We start from the raw sequence: 19,769 nt of genomic DNA on the forward strand, positions 1-19,769 counted from the left end.
TATCAGTTTTCAGCGAGGTAAGCCTTAAAACCCAGGTATACCCCGTTACTCCAACCAAACCCGTCCTGTACGGGATATTCCCCTCCCCCTGCTTCCAGGGACATATCCTCAACATTGTACTTCTCTACGAATTTACCTGTATTCGCATATACTTTTTCATTGAGGGCGACCCAGCGCTCGGCAATGGTCCTGGCCAGGTCAGAATGACCGTAGCGCTCTAGTCCCATCACGGTCATCCATTGTAAAGGAGCCCATCCATTGGGAGCATCCCATTGTTGCCCGCTATGGTTCAGACTGGTCACTACTCCACCGGGTTTAAGGAAATTATTACGGATATAAGTTGCAATTTTATCAGCCTGTTCCTGCGTTGCCATTCCTACGAACAACGGGTACACCGTGGCGAGGGAGCTAACTGAAGTTGTTTTCTTATCTACCCAGTTATAATCAGAGAAGATTCCCTTTTCCTCGTTCCAGAGCACCTGGGTCATAAAATTTTTCCTGTCCTCCATTCGGTCTTGCAGATCTTTTACAAAGGCAGTGTCTTCCGGGAAGGACCTCACGAGAACTGCTTCCATCCCGTACATAAGAGCATTAAGGTCTACGGGGATAATATCCGTGGTTTCTATGGTGGCCATAGTGCGGGCATCTGCAAACCAGCGGGTACTGTAATCCCATCCGGATTCCGCACCTGACCGCAGATCCCTGTACATCTTTTCACCTCCCCCGGCCTTCTCTACCAGTTCGTAATCTTCACGATAAGATTCCTGCCTGGGGATATTCCTGGCGTCATAATACCTGTTCATGATCCCCTGCTCTGTCGGCACGCAATGGAGGATAGGTTCTGAACTCTCGCTGCAACCTTTCATCCAGAACTGGTACTCCTCCCGAAGGGCATCCCGGTAAGTTTCATACACCTCGTCCCCGCGGTGAGCAGCATAGAGGTTGATCATATATGCAAAAAAGGGCGGTTGTGACCGGCTGACGTAATAGGTACGGTTCCCGTTAGGGATATGGCCTATAGTTTCTATGAGGTAGGCAAAATTGTCGAGCATGGATTCCACCAGCTCCATTTTACCACTCTCTGCAAGGCCAATCATGGTAAAATAACTGTCCCAGTAATAGACTTCCCGGAACCTTCCTCCCGGAACAATATAGGGTTCAGGCAGGGGAAGCAGGGTGCTTCCCTTTTCCCCATCATCTGCCTTGCGTTCTAACACCGGCCAGAGCGCTTCCACGTGTTCCTTCGGGGTCCTGTTGGGATCCGACTTAAAGTCCGTACTGATCAGGGGTGGTGTTTCAAAATGTTCGAGCACAAATGCTTCCAGCTCAAAACCGGGATCATCTTTCTGCTCATTGTATCGTGAGACAATTTCATCATAAGGATGTTTCGCAGTGCAATCCACGAATGTCTTCCCATCCTCGAACACCTGGTGCAACTGTACCTCTGTAAAAAGGTCGCCCAGAAGTTCATCCGGGGTTTTGATCTCCGGTTGTTCAGAGACCTCGGTAAGTACGGACTGTACGGCCTGATCAACTTTCTTATCAGTGTCTGTTTTACACTGGACAAATAATATCAGCAGGAGGAATAGGTACAGGTGTCTCATATTTTGCTACAGTGATGGTTGATCACTACAAAGTACAGTATTTTTCGGAATGCCCTTAGCTGAAAGCAGGGATACCGGTAATATCTGCTCCGGTGATCAGTAAATGAATATCATGAGTTCCTTCGTAAGTAATCACGCTTTCCAGGTTCATCATATGGCGCATAATACTGTATTCCCCGGTTATTCCCATACCCCCGAGAACCTGTCTTGCTTCCCGTGCAATCTTGATGGCCATTTCCACATTGTTCCGTTTTGCCATAGAGATCTGGGCCGTGGTGGCCTTGCCTTCATTCTTTAATTGTCCCAAACGGAATGCCAGTAACTGGGCCTTGGTGATCTCGGTGATCATTTCTGCAAGTTTCTTCTGTTGCAGCTGGGTCGCAGCGATGGGTCTCCCGAATTGAACCCGCTCTTTCGCATAACGCAGAGCGGTGTCATAGCAATCCATTGCAGCCCCGATAGCTCCCCACGCAATACCGTAGCGTGCAGAATCCAGGCAGCCCAGGGGAGCTCCTAACCCATTCTTCCCGGGAAGTAAATTCTCTTTGGGCACTTTCACGTTGTCAAAAATAAGTTCCCCGGTAGCAGAGGCTCTCAATGACCATTTATTGTGTGTCTCCGGGGTACTGAAACCCTCCATTCCTCTTTCCACGATGAGACCGTGAATACGTCCTTCTTCGTTCTTTGCCCAGACTACGGCAATGTCTGCGAAGGGCGAATTGGATATCCAGAGTTTTGCCCCGTTAAGTAAATAGTGGTCTCCTTTATCCTTAAAATTGGTGACCATCCCGCTGGGATTAGACCCGTGGTCGGGTTCGGTCAATCCAAAACAACCGATAAGATCACCGGTTGCCAGCTTGGGGAGGAATTTCTTTTTCTGCTCTTCTGTACCATAGGCAAAAATAGGGTACATGACCAGGGATGATTGCACTGAAGCCGTGGAGCGGATCCCGCTGTCCCCTCTTTCAATCTCCTGCATGATCAGCCCGTAACTGATCTGGTCCAGGCCAGCTCCCCCGTATTCCTGGGGAATGTAAGGACCAAAAGCACCAATTTCTGCCAGGCCTCCTAATAATTCTTTTGGGAATTCAGCTTTTTGGGCATACTCTTCGATGATAGGAGATACACTCCGCTTCACCCACTGCCGGGTAGCATCCCTGACCAGTTTATGTTCTTCACTGAGAAGGTCGTCCAGCATAAAGTAATCAGGAGATTCAAAAAGATCGGGCTTCATATTACTTGGTTTTTCCCAAAGGTAGCTAAAGAAATATCACATATACAACCCCGGTTGTTAGAATTTAAAACGAGGATCAGCTTCTGAGGAAGCGGGACAGAAGAATGTGAAAGTGGTGCACTCCCCTTTCCCTTGTGGGTGAAAACCGGCCATGGGTATACAAACTTGATTGCACACCTTTCTGAACACTTTCCACTACGGCTTCATCTTCCATTTCTACCGTATCAAGACCGGCACCTGCACCTTTGTCGAGCTTGGATTCGTCATAGACATAGGTCCGGAAGCTAACTTTACTCTTTTCCTCACTTACCGGTTTCACCACGTTGACCGACAAGCCCCAGGGATAAAAATTGAACATCAGGTTAGGAAACACCCAGAAGTAATATGCCGCCACTTTTTTACCGTGATCCACATGTCCTTCAGGCAGGTCAAAAACCAGCTCATCGGGAGAGGAAGCATAGCCTATTTGCAGTGAAAGATGATCGAACAGGAAGGTATCATAGCTACCGTAATCCAATACTGCATCCAGTTCTTTATGAACGAAGGGGATATGAAATCCTTCCAGGTAATTGTCACAATACAATGCCCAGTGAGCATTTATCAGGTAATCATTGGAACGATCTTTATGAGGACGAAAATTCTTTATCCCCATAAATCCGATCCGTTCTTCCATAACAGCAAGAATCTCCCGCAGGTCGAAGCCGGGATCAAGCGAAGTAAACAGATGGGGGCCCCAATGATAGAGATGTAGTTTGGTCAGGTTATCACAATCCGCAGGAAAGGATTTGGCCTGTTCAAACTCTGGCATAAATTCAAAGGTTCCGTCCAGTGCAAACCTCCGGCCATGGTAACCACAGACCAGTTTCCTCGATTTACAGGGTTCGCTGATCAGAAGGTTGCCCCGGTGGGTACAAACGTTACTCAGGCAACAGACCTCCCCGGTGGTATCTTTGGTGAGTAAGAGCGGCTCCGGGATAAAACCATCGAGCAGGTAGAAGGGATAGACCCGGTGTGGGCCAGGAACAAGAGATTCATCGCCAATCCACTGCCAGGACCTTCTGAGTATTTTATTTTTGAGGGCTTTAAAAACTTTCGGATCGCGGTAGAAAGAAGCCGGTAGCGTCCTTGCCTTGGTGATATCCGGATCGATATAGAAATCGTACAGCATAACCGAATGATTTTGTACTTTAGGAGAACAAACCTCTCAAATGTAACCAATTAATCCCGATTATTCCGGGCGGTTTTTATGGCAGAAACATCGGAAGGAAAGAAAATGGGATTATGGATGAGTACCTCGCTCGTCGTCGGCAATATGGTTGGTGCCGGGATATTTTTAATGCCTGCAGCCCTTGCGGCATACGGAGGCATCAGTATCTTGGGATGGATCGCCTCTGCTTTCGGGGCATTGGTCCTCGCAAAGATCTTCAGTAAACTCAGTACACTTATCAGCGACAAAAGCGGGGGTCCGTATGCGTATACCCACATTGCTTTCGGAGATTTTATGGGTTTTATGATGGCATGGGGATACTGGATCTCTATCTGGGTGAGTAATGCCGCCATTGCCATTGCCTTTGTCAGTGCCCTGACCGTTCTTTTTCCCATCCTCGGGGAAAATTCGTTACTGGCAGTAGGGACTGGGCTCAGCGCCATCTGGTTCCTTACCTGGATAAATTCTAAAGGCGCAAGGTCTTCCGGGGCCATGCAGCTGGTGACCACTATACTGAAAATTGCCCCGATCACTGTGGTAATCGTAGGGGGGTTCTTTTTTTTCGATATCGCGAATTTCACCCCCTTCAATCCCAGTGAAGAAAGCAATTTTGGCGCATTTGTGATTACTGCGAGCATGACCCTTTATGCCTATCTCGGTATAGAAAGTGCCACTGTTTCATCAGGGACCATCCGTAACCCAGAAGTTACCATCCCGCGGGCAACAATGCTTGGCACCGCGATAACCACATTACTCTACGTATTGAGCACCGTAGTGATCATGGGAATGATCCCCTTGGGGCAACTGGAAATATCCCCGGCCCCGTTTGCCGATGCCATGGGAATTATGACCGGGGAATGGGGTCGGCAGGTAGTTGCTGCAGGAGCTGCCATCAGTGCATTTGGCGCTCTGAATGGCTGGATTCTCCTCGTGGGGCAGGTTCCGCTGGCCGCTGCAAAAGACCGGTTGTTTCCCCCGGTATTCGGAAAAACCAATAAAAATGAAACGCCCTTCCTGGGCGTTCTGATCGGAAGTATTCTTACTTCTTTAGTGATGCTGATGAATTTTACCGAAGGCCTGGTAGACCAATTCAAATTCCTTATTCTTCTCACCACTGTTTGTATGCTGGTTCCCTATCTTTTTACCACCGGTGCATTCATGGTCATCATGATGAAGCGCAAAGTACCCAAGACGCCCTGGTGGCCGATCGTAACCCTGGCCGGCATTGGATTTATTTACTCGCTCTGGAGTATTTACGGAACGGGTGAGAAATCCGTGTTCTGGGGGTTCCTCCTCCTTATGAGCGGGGTTCCTCTCTACGTCTGGCTGAAATGGAGGAACAGGGAGAAATAATTTACATATTCAGGTAGAAATCACCGGTGAGCCTGCGGTATTCCTCGGTATAGATATGTCGTTCCTTTTCAATGACCAGTTCCTCCACCATAAGATCTTCCTTTTGGAAAGTCAATGTTAACAGGCTTCGGACCAGGGCTGTATCTGCCCTCCCCCTTACGCGACATATTCTCAGAGGCCATAGCTTGTTTTCGGCTGCTAATGACAGGAATTCCTCCTCCGCTAAATAGGGTATAACGAATGAACATTGCCCTTTTTCCGATAATAATCGGGCACAACTTGCCAGGAGTTCGGAAAAAGGCAGGGAATTAAACTGCCTCGCTTTCATCCTGGCTTCGTCCTTGGTCTGGTCCCCATTTCCCTTGCCGCTATGCGGTTCAAAGTAAGGCGGGTTGCAACTGATCAGGTCATAGGTCTCATCCATCTCATCAACAAACTCGTCCAGGCCGGCATGGTAGCAAAACAAACGGTCTCCCCAGGGAGAGTTTTCAAAATTTTCCACGCACTCCTCGTAGGCCTCTTCATCAAGTTCTATGGCATCTATCAATTCTGCCCCACAGCGCTGGGCCAGCATAAGTGCAACAAGCCCTGTCCCGGCCCCGATATCAAGAATACTTTGGGGATCATGGTCTACAGAGGTCCAGGCGCCCAACAGTACACCATCGGTCCCGACTTTCATTGCCGAACGCTGTTGCTGCAGGCTGAACTGCTTAAACCGGAATGGCTTGCTCATCGTCTTTAACTGTTATTGATAGGGGTGATTGATATCTGGTATAGTAAAAGAAGGTAAAATTTACCTATGGCTGTAACTGTGAGGAGGTATTGTTTAGTCCAGGTATAAAGCGATGAGTCCTTCTGGTGTCCGGACGTGGATCTCTTTCTTCTCCCGGTCTACCCGGCTGATGATCTCGTCGTTGACGGGGATCAGCAGTTCTTTACCTTTAAATTCCGCCACAAATAGAGCCTGGGCTGCAGAATCATTGATTCCTTTTATCGTGCCTACAGGACCCATCGCCTCATCTATTAATTTGAAACCAACTACTTCGTGGTAATAGAATTTCTTGCCGGACAGTTTAGGAAGCATTGTAAGTGGAAGGTACAATTCGGCCCCCAGGATGGCATCGGCACCCGCTTCATCGTCTATCTCCTCGAAACGGATTCGCAGCAGGCTGGATTTCTGCAGCAGGGATCTTTCAATAAAAAATGGAACCAGGCTATCTCCCATAGAGATAAACACTGATTCCATTTCTTCGTAAATTTCAGGTTCGTCCGTATCCAGTTTAACCAGTACTTCTCCCCTAAAACTATGTTTTGAAACTACTTTGCCCAGATAGAAACATTCTTCTTTACTAAGCATCGCAATTCTTATTCTTCTTCAGAAGAAGCTTTAGTCTCTTCAGCAGCAGGAACTTCCTCTGACTGCTCTACCTCAGCTTCAGGTTTTGGAGATTCTTCAACAGCTTCTGTCTCCTCGGTGGCGTCTCCCGCTACTTCAGCTTCAGGAGCTTCTGCTTCAGCAGCAGCCTGTGCTCTTTTCTCGTTTACTTCTTTTTCTGCCTCGAGTGCCTTAGCCCTGGCTTCAGCTTTCGCTTTTTCCAGTTCTTCTTCCCTCTGGCTAACTGATTTACCTTTCTCTTCTAACCAGGCATTGTACTTCTCCTCAACCTGCTCTTCAGTAAGAGCCCCTTTACGAAGTCCTCCCAACAGGTGGTGCTTCAGCAATACTCCTTTGTAAGAAAGGATCCTTTTAGCGGTTTCAGAAGGCTGCGCCCCGTTATCCAACCAACGTACTGCGTCATCTACATTGATGTCTATGGTTGCAGGGTTAGTGTTAGGGTTGTAGATTCCTAATTTTTCAAGGAATTTTCCATCTCTTTTTGCGCGCGCATCGGCGGCTACGATCCAGTAAAAAGGTTTTCCTTTTTTACCGTGTCTTTGTAATCTGATTCTAACTGGCATATCACATTAATTTGTAGGGTGCCCGACCCAGGGTTATTAATTCTTTCATTCCGTTTTTGAAGGCTACGGTCTGCCAAGTTCTTTAAGCACAGAACACTGTACATTTAAGAGGGTGCAAATATAAGTCTAAAAATTAAAGTGTGCCCCATGAAATTAAAAGAAATTGAGCGGAAGACGATTTTCCTTTTAACATTTGACCGGAACAGCTGTTAAATCTTTGCAAAACCCCCGTATTTACTTGTGTTTCCGCCATAATCTTTTATCTTATATATAGTCGCCGTTGAGAATCAACGGCTTGATTTTGAAAGATAAAAATGAAGATAGATAGTATGAAGTATTCAGACAAGATTACAAGTAAATTAAACGATTTATTAGAAAAAGCATATGATGCCAAAAAGGGATACGCCCTTGCGGCCGACAAGATTGAAACCCCAACCGTTCACCGGTTCCTGTATGATAAAGTGAGCCAGCGTGCGAACTTTGCCCAGGAATTAGAGAATGAAATGAGAGAATACGGGGAAGTCAAGGAAGGCAGCAGCAGCTTTAAAGGTGACATGCACAGGACCTGGATGAATCTCACTTCCAGCCTGTCCGGAGATGATACCGAACGCATCCTGGAAGAAGTTGAACGAGGAGAAAAAGCAAGCCTTGAAGATTACAACGATATTCTTTCCAATGAAGAGTACAGCTTGCCGCCATCTACCAGGAACCTGCTGACCAAGCAACGCAACGCTATTCAAAGTGCGTTGAATACGGCCAAGGTTTATGAAGAAATGGTATCCTGATCATAAACAGATAACCAATTGATTAAAAATCCGAGAGTTAGACTCCCGGATTTTTTTTGGTTGATAACTACTGACAATTCACTTTTCCCGGCTGGGCCCGTTTATGTAATTTTATAGCCTGCTTTTCAACCTCTAAGCTTGTATTCATGTACCTGATTTTTGATACCGAAACCACGGGACTACCCAAACGGTGGGATGCCCCTGTTCACGATACAGATAACTGGCCACGCTGCGTGCAAATTGCATGGCAATTACACGACAGTATGGGTCGGCTTGTGGAACACCAGGACTACCTGATCCGGCCTGATGGTTTTGATATTCCCTATGACGCGGAAAAGATTCATGGCATTTCTACCGACCTTGCCAGGGAACAAGGCATCCCGCTCGGGGAAGCCCTTGAAAAATTTAACACCGCCCTTGCCCAGGCTAAATTCATTGTAGGTCAGAATGTAGGTTTTGACGTGAACATCATGGGGGCAGAATTCCACCGGGAAGCGGTTGACAATCCCCTGCAGGAGCTCCCTGTCCTGGACACCTGTACAGAGGTAACAGCAGAACTCTGCCAGATCCCCGGGGGTCGTGGTGGTAAATTTAAACTCCCTACACTAACAGAATTACATCAGCACCTCTTCGGAGAACCGTTCGCAGAAGCGCATAATGCAACAGCAGATGTGGAAGCAACAACCCGCTGTTTCCTTGAACTGCTGCGTAGGAGGCAGTACTCCCTCCAAACACTGCAGCAAGCTCCCGGGTATTATGAAAAATACGAGGAAGTTAATCCCACCGAAATTCCCAAGATCGGCCTGAGGCATGTGAACCTCAAGAAAGCCTCAAAAAAGATCGCGGAAAAATTAGGGACCCACGAAGGTCCAAGCATTTCCAAGGAAGAGATCAGGGAAAACCTCGAAAACCTGGAAGAGGCTCCTTTCGTACACTTACACAACCACTCGCAGTTCTCTGTACTGCAATCAACCATCAAGATAAAGGACCTGGTTCAGACCGCCGGCGAGATGGGAATGCCCGCGGTAGCAATTACGGACCACGCCAACATGATGGGTGCATTCCATTTTGTACGGGAGGTCAAGGCCTACAATAAGTCAGTCAAAGATCAGGCAGAAGGAGAAAGCGATGAAGCTAAAGAACTTATCCCCATAATCGGCTGTGAATTCTTTGTCTGTGAAGACCACACAAATAAGAATGTAAAAGATATCGGGTACCAGGTAGTATTCCTGGCCAAGAATAAAAGAGGATACCATAACCTCGCCAAAATGTCTTCTCTCGCCTATACCGCAGGTTTCTACTACGTCCCCAGGATAGACCGTAAAATTGTGGAACAGTACAAGGACGATATTATCGTACTTACCGGGAACACCTACGGGGAAGTACCCTCCAAGATCCTGAATGTAGGTGAAAAACAAGCCGAAGAAGCCCTGCTGTGGTGGAAATCCGTTTTTGGAGACGACTTGTATATCGAGGTAATGCGGCATGGACAGGAAGATGAGGATAGGGCTAACCAGGTCCTTATCAGCATGTCTCAAAAGCACGACATCCCGCTTATCGCCACCAACAATACGTATTACATGCAGAAAGAGGACGCTGAAGCACACGACATCCTTCTCTGTGTAAAAGACGGTGAAAAACAGTCCACCCCTATCGGGAAGGGTCGCGGCTACCGCTACGGACTCCCCAACCAGGAGTACTATTTTAAGTCTCCCTCGGAGATGAAAAGCCTGTTCAAAGACCTGCCGGACTCTATCCTCAACATTGCCGACCTGGTCAAAAAAATAGAACCTTACGACCTGGCGAGGGATGTACTACTTCCGGCCTTTGAGATCCCGGAAGAATTTAAAGTCGCTGAAGATGAACAAGACGGGGGAAAACGGGGAGAAAATGCGTACCTGCGTCACATCACTTTTGAAGGAGCCAAAAAGCGATATGGGGAGATAACCCCGGAGATCGAAGAGCGCCTCAACTTTGAATTGCAGACCATAGAAAACTCGGGTTACCCCGGCTACTTCCTTATCGTAGAAGATTTTATCCGCGAAGCCCGGAACATGGGTGTATCGGTAGGTCCGGGACGAGGGTCAGCTGCAGGCTCTGTGGTTGCTTACTGCCTAACGATCACCAATATAGACCCGATAAAGTACGACCTGCTTTTTGAGCGGTTTCTTAATCCGGACAGGGTATCCATGCCTGATATCGATATCGACTTTGACGATGAAGGGCGGAGCAAAGTTATGGATTATGTGATAGAGAAATACGGGGCCAACCAGGTGGCGCAAATTATCACTTATGGTACCATGGCTGCCAAATCCTCTATCCGGGATACTGCAAGGGTCCTGGACCTGCCGTTAAGTGAGGCAGATCGTATAGCTAAACTGATCCCGGCCATGTCCAAGCTAGGCAAGATCTTCGGGATCCCCGAGGCTGAGCTGAAGAAGAAGTTCCGTTCTGATGATATGGAAAAGGTGAACCATCTTCTGAATCTCTCTGAAGGGGACGACCTGGAGGCCCAGACCGTAAACATGGCCAGGATATTGGAGGGCTCTGTAAGGAACACAGGGATCCATGCCTGTGGGGTGATCATTACCCCGGATGATATTACCAAATTCGTCCCGGTTGCCACCGCAAAGGATTCGGAGCTCTATGTGACCCAGTTTGATAACTCGGTCGTGGAAAGTGCCGGACTCCTGAAAATGGACTTCCTGGGGTTGAAGACCCTGACCCTGATCAAGGATACGGTGAAGATCGTGAAGGCCAAACATGGCATCTCCCTGGTTCCCGATGATTTCCCCCTGGATGACACCAAGACCTACGAATTATTCCAGCGGGGAGAGACTATTGGGGTATTCCAGTACGAATCTCCGGGAATGCAGAAACACATGAAGGACCTGAAGCCTACGGTGTTTGATGACCTGATCGCCATGAACGCCCTTTACAGGCCCGGGCCAATGGAATACATCCCGAGTTTCATCGCCAGGAAGCATGGCAGGGAAGAGATCAGTTATGACCTCCCGGAAATGGAGGAATACCTGCAAGAGACTTACGGTATCACCGTATACCAGGAGCAGGTGATGTTGCTCTCCCAGAAACTCGCGGGCTTCTCTAAAGGTGAGGCCGATGTCCTGAGGAAAGCGATGGGTAAAAAGATATTTGCCCTGCTGGAGAAACTCAAGCCCAAGTTCCTCGATGGCGGGGAGGAAAGAGGACACCCCCGGGATATCCTGGAGAAGATATGGAAAGACTGGGAAGCTTTTGCTTCCTATGCCTTTAATAAGAGTCACTCCACCTGCTATGCCTACATTGCTTACCAGACGGCTTACCTGAAGGCACACTACCCCGCAGAATACATGGCGGCGGTGCTCTCCAATAACATGAACGACATAAAGCAGGTAACCTTTTTCATGGAAGAATGCCGACGAATGGGACTGGAGGTATTAGGTCCGGATGTGAATGAATCTTACTATAAGTTTGCTGTGAACAACCAGAACGCCATCCGTTTTGGAATGGGAGCAATTAAAGGAGTGGGCAGGTCTGCCGTAGAAACCATCGTGGAGGAAAGAAAAGAGAACGGGCCTTTCCGTTCCGTCTTCGATCTTTCAAAGCGAATAGACCTGAGGGCTGCAAATAAAAAGGCTTTTGAGAACCTGGCTCTTGCCGGTGGCTTTGATTCGTTTGGAGATACCCATCGCGCCCAGTATTTCCACGACGAAGGTGATGGAATTACTTTCCTGGAAAAGGTGATCAAGTACGGAGCACGAGCGCAGGAGAGCGCTAATTCTTCACAGGTCAGCCTGTTCGGCAGCGCCAGTGAGGTACAGATCCCCGAACCGGAAGTGCCTCCCTGCGAGCCCTGGGGAACTATGGAGAAACTCAGGAAAGAAAAAGAAGTGGTGGGAATATACATCTCCGGTCACCCGCTGGATGATTTTAAGATCGAAGTAAAAACCTTCTGCAATGCCGATCTGTCGTGCTTCCAGAATCTGCCCGAATATGTTAACCGGGAACTGTCCTTTGCAGGTGTAATCACCGATGTACAGCACAGGGTATCGAAAAACGGGAAGGGCTGGGGACTATTTACCGTGGAGGACTACAATGAATCATTCGAGTTCCGGATCTTCGGGGAAGAATACCTGAAATTCCGCCATTTCCTGATGATCAATTCCTTTATCTACATCAAAGCTTTTGTACGTGAAGGGTGGACCAACCGGGATACAGGAGCAAAAGGAGACCCGAGGATACAGTTTAACAGCTTTATGCTCCTGCAGGATGTCATGGAGAATTACGCGAAAAAATTAACTATCAACCTGGACATTGACATGCTCGAGGAAAGCAACATCCATAAACTGAAAGACACGTTATCATCATTCCAGGGAAATCACCCGCTTTTCTTTTCAATATATGAAATGGAAGATTCGATCAAAGTAAACCTCAGCAGCAGAAAACAGAAAGTGGAAATCAGCAGCGAACTGCTGCAGCAGTTAGAAGAACAAAACGTTCTTTTTAAACTGAATTGATCGCCAGGAGTGTCAGAAGTCTGCCCTGAAGAGCTGGTGAGCAGAGCACACTCGTTAACAGCCTCTTAAAGAGATAGGAAGAATTGATGGTTATATAGGTAAAATGTATTCGTATGGAGTAAGAAAAAGCGCGAATAATTGACTAAATTTGCATAATTCGAAAAACTAGATAAAATGGCTTTAGAAATAACAGACGCTACTTTTGACGAGGTAGTATTGAAAAGTGATAAACCCGTAGTTGTAGATTTCTGGGCGGCCTGGTGCGGTCCTTGTAGGATGGTAGGCCCCATCATTGATGAGGTCAGCGAAGAATACAAAGACAAAGCAGTCGTCGGGAAGGTAGATGTAGATGCTAACCAGGAGTTCGCTGCCAAGTACGGTGTGCGTAACATCCCAACAGTATTGGTCTTCAAAGACGGTGAAATCGTGAACAGACAAGTAGGTGTATCCCCTAAGAAGGTATACACAGATGCTATAGACGCAGTTCTGTAAGAACCCGGAATAGCTATGATAAAGAGGAATCCGGCCAGTTGGCCGGATTTTTTTATGCCCATAGTACAGGGCGGTTTGCACCTATAAGTTCTTTATATTCGTACTATGGACCTATCCAAGGAATTACATAAAGCGGCATTGATTCCTAACCTGGAGCTCCTGGCAAGGCAGATCGTGGAAGGATATATCAGTGGTATCCATAAAAGCCCCTTTCACGGGTTTTCCGCGGAATTTGCGGAACACGCCATTTACAATACCGGGGAAAGCACCAAGCATATTGACTGGAAGCTCTTTGCCCGTACAGATAAGCTTTACACCAAGAAATACGAAGAGGAGACCAACCTCAGGTGTCATATGATCCTGGATAATTCGGCTTCTATGTATTACCCGGAAATGGTGGCACCAGTATTGGAAAACCTGAACAAGATGGGTTTTGCAGCACTGGCCATTGCAGCTTTAATGGAACTTTTAAAGAAGCAGCGGGACGCTGTTGGATTAAGTGTCTTTTCTGACAACTACCACTACTATGCCCCGGATAAGGGAAGCGAGCGACACCGGCAGATGCTTTTAGATAAATTAGGAGAAATGGTCAATGCACCGAAACCGGGCAAACAGACTGAAATTTATACCTACCTGCACCAGATCGCTGAAAAAATAAAAAGAAGAAGCCTGGTATTCCTGTTCACTGACCTGTGGCAGACAGGTCAGGATGATGAGAAACTTTTCGAGGCGCTGCGACACCTGAAATATAACAGACATGAGGTAGTAGTTTTCCACCTGCTGGATAGGGATACCGAGGTGAGTTTTAACTTCGGAAGCGGGCCAAAGCGCTTTTTGGATGTGGAGACCGGGGAGTATATAGACCTCTACTCGGATAACGTAAAAGAGGCTTATGAGCGAAAAGTGAATGAATTTTTCCAGCATATAAAATTGCAATGCGCCCGGTACCGGATCAAATATGTGGAAATTGATGTAGGGGAATCATTTGCCAAGGTACTGAATACCTTTATGATAGAAAGACAACAATTCGGGTGACAAAATCTTTTTGTGGTTTTTGAATAAAATTGTTTGTCAAATTGAAATAGCAATGTATATTTGCACACGCTAAACGCCACGGTCTGGTAGTTCAGTTGGTTAGAATACCTGCCTGTCACGCAGGGGGTCGCGGGTTCGAGTCCCGTCCAGACCGCAAGAATCAAAGCCCTTTACACGGAGTGTAAGGGGCTTTTTCTGTTTAAAGCTCGCTTTGGAAGCGAATAAACGGAAAAAGCCCTGGAGGTCTGTAGGCAGTTTGCAGTAAACAGTACCTGGTTCGAGGTTTGAGGCCTGCCTCCGGCAGGTAAATTTGAGGTTCGAGACAGGTCTTGGGTCCGATCGCCACCTGCCCGACTACGTCATTCAGGCGGGCGGGCGGGTAGGTAAATTCGCGGTTCGCGGTTCGCAAAAAAATCATCACAAAGTCACCTTTGTCCCCCCTGTCACCTTTGTCATCCTTTACGCCTATGTGCGGGGTACCGGTATTCCCGCTTACCTCTATCACGGTTTGACGGTGTGAACGTAACACTACAACTTTGTATCACCGCTTCACCGTATCACCGCATCACCGCTTCACTGTTTCACGGCGTGACGGCATGACCGTTTACCCGATGCAAGGTTCCTGCAGTGAACCTGGCTATCTTGAAACCGGGGCGGGGTTAAGAACCCCGGTTTTCAGTAGGCAGTTTTGCAGTTCGCAGTAAACAGTACCTGGTTTGAGGTTCGAAGTTTGAAGTTTGAGGCAGACATTGGGTCCGATCGCCACCTGCCCGACTACGTCATTCAGGCGGGCGGGCGGGTAGGTAAATTCGCGGTTCGCGGTTCGCAAAAAAATCATCACAAAGTCACCTTTGTCCCCCCTGTCACCTTTGTCATCCTTTACGCCTATGTGCCGGGGTACCGGTATTCCCGCTTACCTCTATCACGGTTTGACGGTGTGAACGTAACACTACAACTTTGTATCACCGCATCACCGCTTCACTGTTTCACGGCGTGACGGCATGACCGTTTACCCGATGCAAGGTTCCTGCAGTGAACATGGTTATCTTGAAACCGGGGCGGGGTTAAGAACCCCAGAGGTCTGTAGGCAGTTTACGGTTCGCAGTGAACAGTACCTGGTTCGAGGCCTGCCTCCGGCAGGTAAATTTGAGGTTCGATACAAGTCTTGGATCCGATCGGCACCTGCCCAACTACGTCATTCAGGCGGGTGAGTGGGCCGCATCACCGCATCACCGCATCACTGCATCACTGTATCACTGTATCACCCGCCCGTACCGGACGGTACGTTCCTGCCCGACTAAGTCATTCAGGCGGGCGGGCGGGCTGTTTGACGGCATGACGGTATGACCGTTATTGAAATAATATTATTGAAGTTAATCAAAGGTATTGTCCCGACGTGCTTTCCAGGTATTGAAAGCGGCTTTTTGATCTTCAGAAGTTAAGGGGTATAAACCGATGACACTCTCCCCCTCGGCCACTCTTTGAATCACGTATTCTTCATATAAGGTCATTTCCGTACATTCTTCCGCAACCTCTTCTGCCAGGTGCTGCGGGATGACCATTACTCCGTCGTTATCACCTACGAGATAATCCCCGGGAAATACGGCCACATCCCCACATCCAATGGGATCGTTGATCGCGATCGCCTGGTGAAGGGTCAGATTGGTGGGGGCAGATGGACATTGGTGAAACGAAGGCATATCCAATCCGGCAATTTCATCAGAGTCCCGGAAACCTCCGTCGGTGACCAATCCAGCTACACCCCGATGCATTAATCGCGTGGCAAGGATAGAACCTGCAGATGCAGCCCGGGCATTTTGACGACTGTCTATGACCAGGACATGACCTTCCGGGCACTCTTCTACAGCTACCCTCTGTAAATGTTTTGGGTCTTTGAATACTTCAATGGGATTTAGATCTTCCCTCGCAGGGATATATCGGAGGGTATAGGCCTGGCCAACCATATTGGCTGTCATTTTTTTCAATGGTAACACCCCTTGCATATATTGATTGCGGAGCCCTTTTTTAAAAAGGCAGGTAGCTATGGTAGCTGTACTTATTCCCTTAAGTTTTTCAGTAATGGGATTCATAATCCTCGGAGTATTAGGTTGGTTAGTATTATTCTGCTCGATCCCAGTGCGTCCTTATAAAGTTGAGATCCTGTTTCATGTGTTTGAAAATAATGGATTTATCAATGGTTATTTCGTCGGCCCCATGTTCAGCTCCTCCTAGGTCGTATTCAAGATGTAAGGATATAGGAACGTCAATTTTGTATTTCTTAAGGAGTGAGAAATAGCGTGTAAAATCAACCATACCATCTCCCAGTGGAGTATTGATCAATGTCCATCGACCACCTTCCCGACCCCATTTAAAATCTTTAATTACTAAAGATTTGATCAGGGGGTGAACTAATCTCAAACCGAGCTCCCAGCTTTTTCCGCCTTCAACGACCGCATGCCGGATATCATATTGGCATCCCAAATATGCGGGGTTGGCAGTTTCCAGTATTCTCGGGAGATCCCATATAGGAGCCCCTACGTGGTTCCCTGCATGGTTTTGATAGCAGCCGATAAGACCTAGTTCCTTGTTCACTGCCCCTAATTGTCTTAATTGTTCCGCAAAGATTTCCTGGCTTTCTGTAATACTTCTATGCTCAGGGTATGAAAGCCAGGCGGTGCGGTAGTGGGTGAATCCAGATTGACTAGCGCTTTTCAATACCTGCATTTGCGCTTCATTGTTGACATCCAATACGTTTGTGGTCATCAGGGCGGGGTTTAAGCCATAGTGCTTCATAGCGGCTACAGCTTGCGGTAGTTTATCGGCCACTTGCTCTGGAAGGACATGCCCCTTTTCCCTCACGGTGAGATCGATTCCCTGGAATCCAAGATCTGCTGCGGCCTCCGACATTTCCTCGTAATTTAGGAATTGCAGTTGCTTGGAGAAAATATGAATATCCAGGTTGGCGGGACTGTTGGTTGAAAACATAGAAGACGCAAAACTGCCAAATGGAATTCCGCCAATTCCCAAAGCTGAAAGTTTGGTGAAATTTCTTCTGCTTAAATGCGTATAGTGATCATCCATAATTTAAAATTTCAGGAGTTTGTAATTTAAAAATTTGGCAGTCTCACAAATATAGCTATTTTTGGTAAACCAAACTGGTTTACCAATTGTATTCCATGTTAGATAAAGTAGTTCTCCCGAAAATATAGCGATCTTCTTGGTTAAGTGAGTTCATTAATAACACCTTTATAATATTTTCAAATGATCCAGAAAAGTTTCTTACTGTTAAGTACCGTTCTATTACTGTTTTCATGTAGCGAAAGTTCAAGGTCTGAAGATATTTATGTAAACGATATCATTGAATTGAATGCTGCGATATCTAATGCCTCTCCGGGAGATGAAATTATCATGACCAATAATGATTGGACCGATGTGGAAATACGATTTGTAGGCTACGGGACTGAGCAACGGCCCATTACTCTCAAAGCAGAAACTCCTGGTAAGGTTCTTATAAATGGAAAATCTGATTTAAAACTTGGCGGTGAATACCTCATTGTAGATGGTTTGTATTTCACAGATGGCATGTCTCCCTCTAACGCTGTTATCGAATTTGCCATCAACCAGGATACCGTGGCCAATCATTCAAAAGTGACCAACTGTGTTATTCTGGATTTCAATAAAGGCCAAAGAAATCAGACCGACCTCTGGGTACTCTTTAAAGGTCGACATAATGAGCTGACTCATTCTTACATAGCCGGTAAGGCCAATAGGGGTCCTACCGTAAGGGTGGATTTAGAGGGAAATAAGAACATAAAGAATTATCACAAGATCACGAATAACCACTTTGGTCCCAGACCCCCCAAAGGTGGTCCGAGTGCGGAAACCATCCAACTTGGCAACAGCTATACGTCTATGGCTCCTAGCTATACTCTGGTGGCCAACAATCTATTTGATAGATGCAATGGAGAAGTTGAAATCATTTCAAGTAAAACAAACTTCAATGAATTCCGGAACAATGTGTTTTACAAAAGTGAAGGTTCATTGGTCACAAGACACGGCAACTACTGTACCGTTGATGGCAATTATTTCATCGGAGATAGCAATTCCGAACAAATTGGCGGTGTACGATTAATCGGTACGGGCCATTGGGTTACTAATAATTATTTCTATAACCTGAAAGGGAAAGTTTTCAGGAGTCCGCTTGCAGTGATGAACGGAATTCCCAAATCGCCCTTGAACAGGTACATACAGGTAACGGATGTGGTGGTGGCCTATAATTCCTGGATCAATTGTATCTCGCCCTGGCAATTTGGAGTGGGATCTAATACAGACCAAAAAGATGTGTTACCGGCTTCAGAAATAAGGTCGGAAAGACCTATCAGGACCTTGGTGGCCAACAACCTTATCTTTAATAGAAAAAGGGATGAACCATCCATTGTCGCCCATGATTCCCTGGATGGAATAATTTTTAAAAGCAATATAATCAATAGCCAAGGGATTACTTTTCAACATGATTCGATCTTGAAGCAAGCAGAGTTTTCATTAACGGAACTAGATGACAACATTTTTATACCGGCTGAGGATCTATCGGAATTTGAACGCTTTAGCGGTTTCGAATTTGATTTGATTTCAAAGGATTTGTTTGGGAATTCACGGGCTGAGAATAATTCGGTCGGTGCGATTGCTGGCGAACCGGAGGAAAAGATAAATATTATGGATGACTCTCAATATGGACCCTTTTGGTATTCCACTAAACCTGCGGATGAGCGGAATGCTCAAAGCCACCTTGTAAGTTCATCGGACGAACTACAGAATGCGATCAAAGCCGCCGCCTACAGCGATACTATTATATTGAAAGCGGAACGATATGCACTGAAATCGACATTGAAAATTGACAAGAAATTAACCATAAGATCTGCAGACATTGATAACAAGGCAACCATACAATATCTTGGGGAAGCAGGGGCTCCTGCTTTTGAAATGAATCCCAAAGGAGAGCTTTCTCTGATAGCAGTAATTCTCGAGGGAAATGGGGAAAACTATGCATTTGCACCCTTAAAAGAAAACATGTCCAGTTTGTACAATTTAAACATTAAGGATTCTGAGATATTCAACTTTGATTATGTCCTTAAGGGCTTTAAACATTCTTTTGCAGAATACATTAAAATACGATCCACGACGATACAAAATTGTAAGAATGGCCTCGAACTTTCTGCGGAGGATGATGATCGAGGGGATTATAATGCTGAGAACGTCATTATAGCCGACTGTACCTTTTCTAATATTAGTAAGAATGTAATCGATTATTACCGAGGCGGTTATGATGAATCTACGGTTGGTGGTAATTTAACAGTCACCAATAGCACTTTTACACAAAGCGGTTCCCAAGAGGAAAACGGCATCTTAATTGACACCTATGGCATTATCAATGTAAACATAACCGGCAATACGTTTAGAAACAATAATGTGAGACTGGTAGCAAGGTTATGGGGTGCCAAAAACAATACACATTCGGATAATATGATAGAAAATTCAGGGAAATTGATCGTGGAAGAAAATCTGCCGCTTAAGTTAATGTATTAG

General features: G+C 46.6%; 14 protein-coding genes and 1 tRNA gene. 7 read left to right on the forward strand and 8 right to left on the reverse strand.

Annotated features, from left to right (window positions below):
• Positions 1-2: 2 nt before the first annotated feature.
• The 3 genes from treF to CLV82_RS01115 form a co-directional block, all read right to left on the reverse strand.
• The gene (gene treF / locus CLV82_RS01105) at positions 3-1,604 is read right to left on the reverse strand and encodes an alpha,alpha-trehalase TreF (protein WP_133642466.1); all 1,602 of its coding nucleotides are present in this window, start codon (positions 1,602-1,604) and stop codon (positions 3-5) included.
• Positions 1,605-1,659: 55 nt separating this feature from the next.
• Positions 1,660-2,838, reverse strand: a complete 1,179-nt coding sequence (locus CLV82_RS01110; protein ID WP_133642467.1) for an acyl-CoA dehydrogenase family protein — start codon at positions 2,836-2,838, stop codon at positions 1,660-1,662.
• Positions 2,839-2,914: 76 nt separating this feature from the next.
• Entirely contained in the window at positions 2,915-4,006 is a 1,092-nt protein-coding gene (locus CLV82_RS01115) for an aromatic ring-hydroxylating oxygenase subunit alpha (protein ID WP_208107959.1), read from the reverse strand.
• Positions 4,007-4,084: 78 nt separating this feature from the next.
• Between CLV82_RS01115 and CLV82_RS01120 the strand changes: the two genes are divergently transcribed.
• On the forward strand, positions 4,085-5,398 hold the full coding sequence (locus CLV82_RS01120; RefSeq protein WP_133642468.1) for an amino acid permease: 1,314 nt from the start codon (positions 4,085-4,087) through the stop codon (positions 5,396-5,398).
• 1 nt (position 5,399) lies between these two features.
• Here the strand turns inward: CLV82_RS01120 and CLV82_RS01125 are convergent, their stop codons facing one another.
• The 3 genes from CLV82_RS01125 to CLV82_RS01135 form a co-directional block, all read right to left on the reverse strand.
• Entirely contained in the window at positions 5,400-6,131 is a 732-nt protein-coding gene (locus tag CLV82_RS01125; protein ID WP_133642469.1) for a tRNA1(Val) (adenine(37)-N6)-methyltransferase, read from the reverse strand.
• A 93-nt stretch (positions 6,132-6,224) separates the two neighbouring features.
• Positions 6,225-6,755, reverse strand: coding sequence for a ribosome maturation factor RimM (rimM, locus tag CLV82_RS01130; RefSeq protein ID WP_133642470.1), 531 nt, complete (start codon positions 6,753-6,755; stop codon positions 6,225-6,227).
• A gap of 8 nt (positions 6,756-6,763) precedes the next feature.
• Positions 6,764-7,357, reverse strand: a complete 594-nt coding sequence (locus tag CLV82_RS01135; RefSeq protein ID WP_133642471.1) for a 30S ribosomal protein S16 — start codon at positions 7,355-7,357, stop codon at positions 6,764-6,766.
• Positions 7,358-7,686: 329 nt separating this feature from the next.
• Between CLV82_RS01135 and CLV82_RS01140 the strand changes: the two genes are divergently transcribed.
• The 5 genes from CLV82_RS01140 (at position 7,687) to CLV82_RS01160 (ending at position 14,340) form a co-directional block, all read left to right on the forward strand.
• Positions 7,687-8,142: a ferritin-like domain-containing protein gene (locus CLV82_RS01140; RefSeq protein ID WP_133642472.1), complete on the forward strand. Its 456-nt coding sequence runs from the start codon at positions 7,687-7,689 to the stop codon at positions 8,140-8,142.
• A gap of 146 nt (positions 8,143-8,288) precedes the next feature.
• A complete protein-coding gene (gene dnaE, locus CLV82_RS01145; protein WP_133642473.1) occupies positions 8,289-12,659 on the forward strand; it encodes a DNA polymerase III subunit alpha in 4,371 nt (1,456 codons plus the stop codon).
• 174 nt (positions 12,660-12,833) lie between these two features.
• Entirely contained in the window at positions 12,834-13,151 is a 318-nt protein-coding gene (gene trxA, locus CLV82_RS01150; RefSeq protein ID WP_133642474.1) for a thioredoxin, read from the forward strand.
• Between the two features lie 105 nt (positions 13,152-13,256).
• Positions 13,257-14,186 (forward strand): DUF58 domain-containing protein, encoded by a 930-nt coding sequence (locus CLV82_RS01155; RefSeq protein ID WP_133642475.1) that lies wholly within the window; start codon positions 13,257-13,259, stop codon positions 14,184-14,186.
• An 80-nt stretch (positions 14,187-14,266) separates the two neighbouring features.
• A tRNA-Asp gene (locus tag CLV82_RS01160) sits at positions 14,267-14,340 on the forward strand.
• Between the two features lie 1,219 nt (positions 14,341-15,559).
• Here CLV82_RS01160 and CLV82_RS01165 read toward each other — a convergent pair.
• A complete protein-coding gene (locus CLV82_RS01165; RefSeq protein WP_133642476.1) occupies positions 15,560-16,276 on the reverse strand; it encodes a ribonuclease activity regulator RraA in 717 nt (238 codons plus the stop codon).
• A 28-nt stretch (positions 16,277-16,304) separates the two neighbouring features.
• Positions 16,305-17,267: a sugar phosphate isomerase/epimerase family protein gene (locus CLV82_RS01170; protein ID WP_133642477.1), complete on the reverse strand. Its 963-nt coding sequence runs from the start codon at positions 17,265-17,267 to the stop codon at positions 16,305-16,307.
• 180 nt (positions 17,268-17,447) lie between these two features.
• Between CLV82_RS01170 and CLV82_RS01175 the strand changes: the two genes are divergently transcribed.
• Positions 17,448-19,769, forward strand: coding sequence for a chondroitinase-B domain-containing protein (locus CLV82_RS01175; protein WP_133642478.1), 2,322 nt, complete (start codon positions 17,448-17,450; stop codon positions 19,767-19,769).

The sequence above is a fragment of the Zeaxanthinibacter enoshimensis genome (assembly GCF_004362865.1).
GTDB lineage: Bacteria > Bacteroidota > Bacteroidia > Flavobacteriales > Flavobacteriaceae > Zeaxanthinibacter > Zeaxanthinibacter enoshimensis.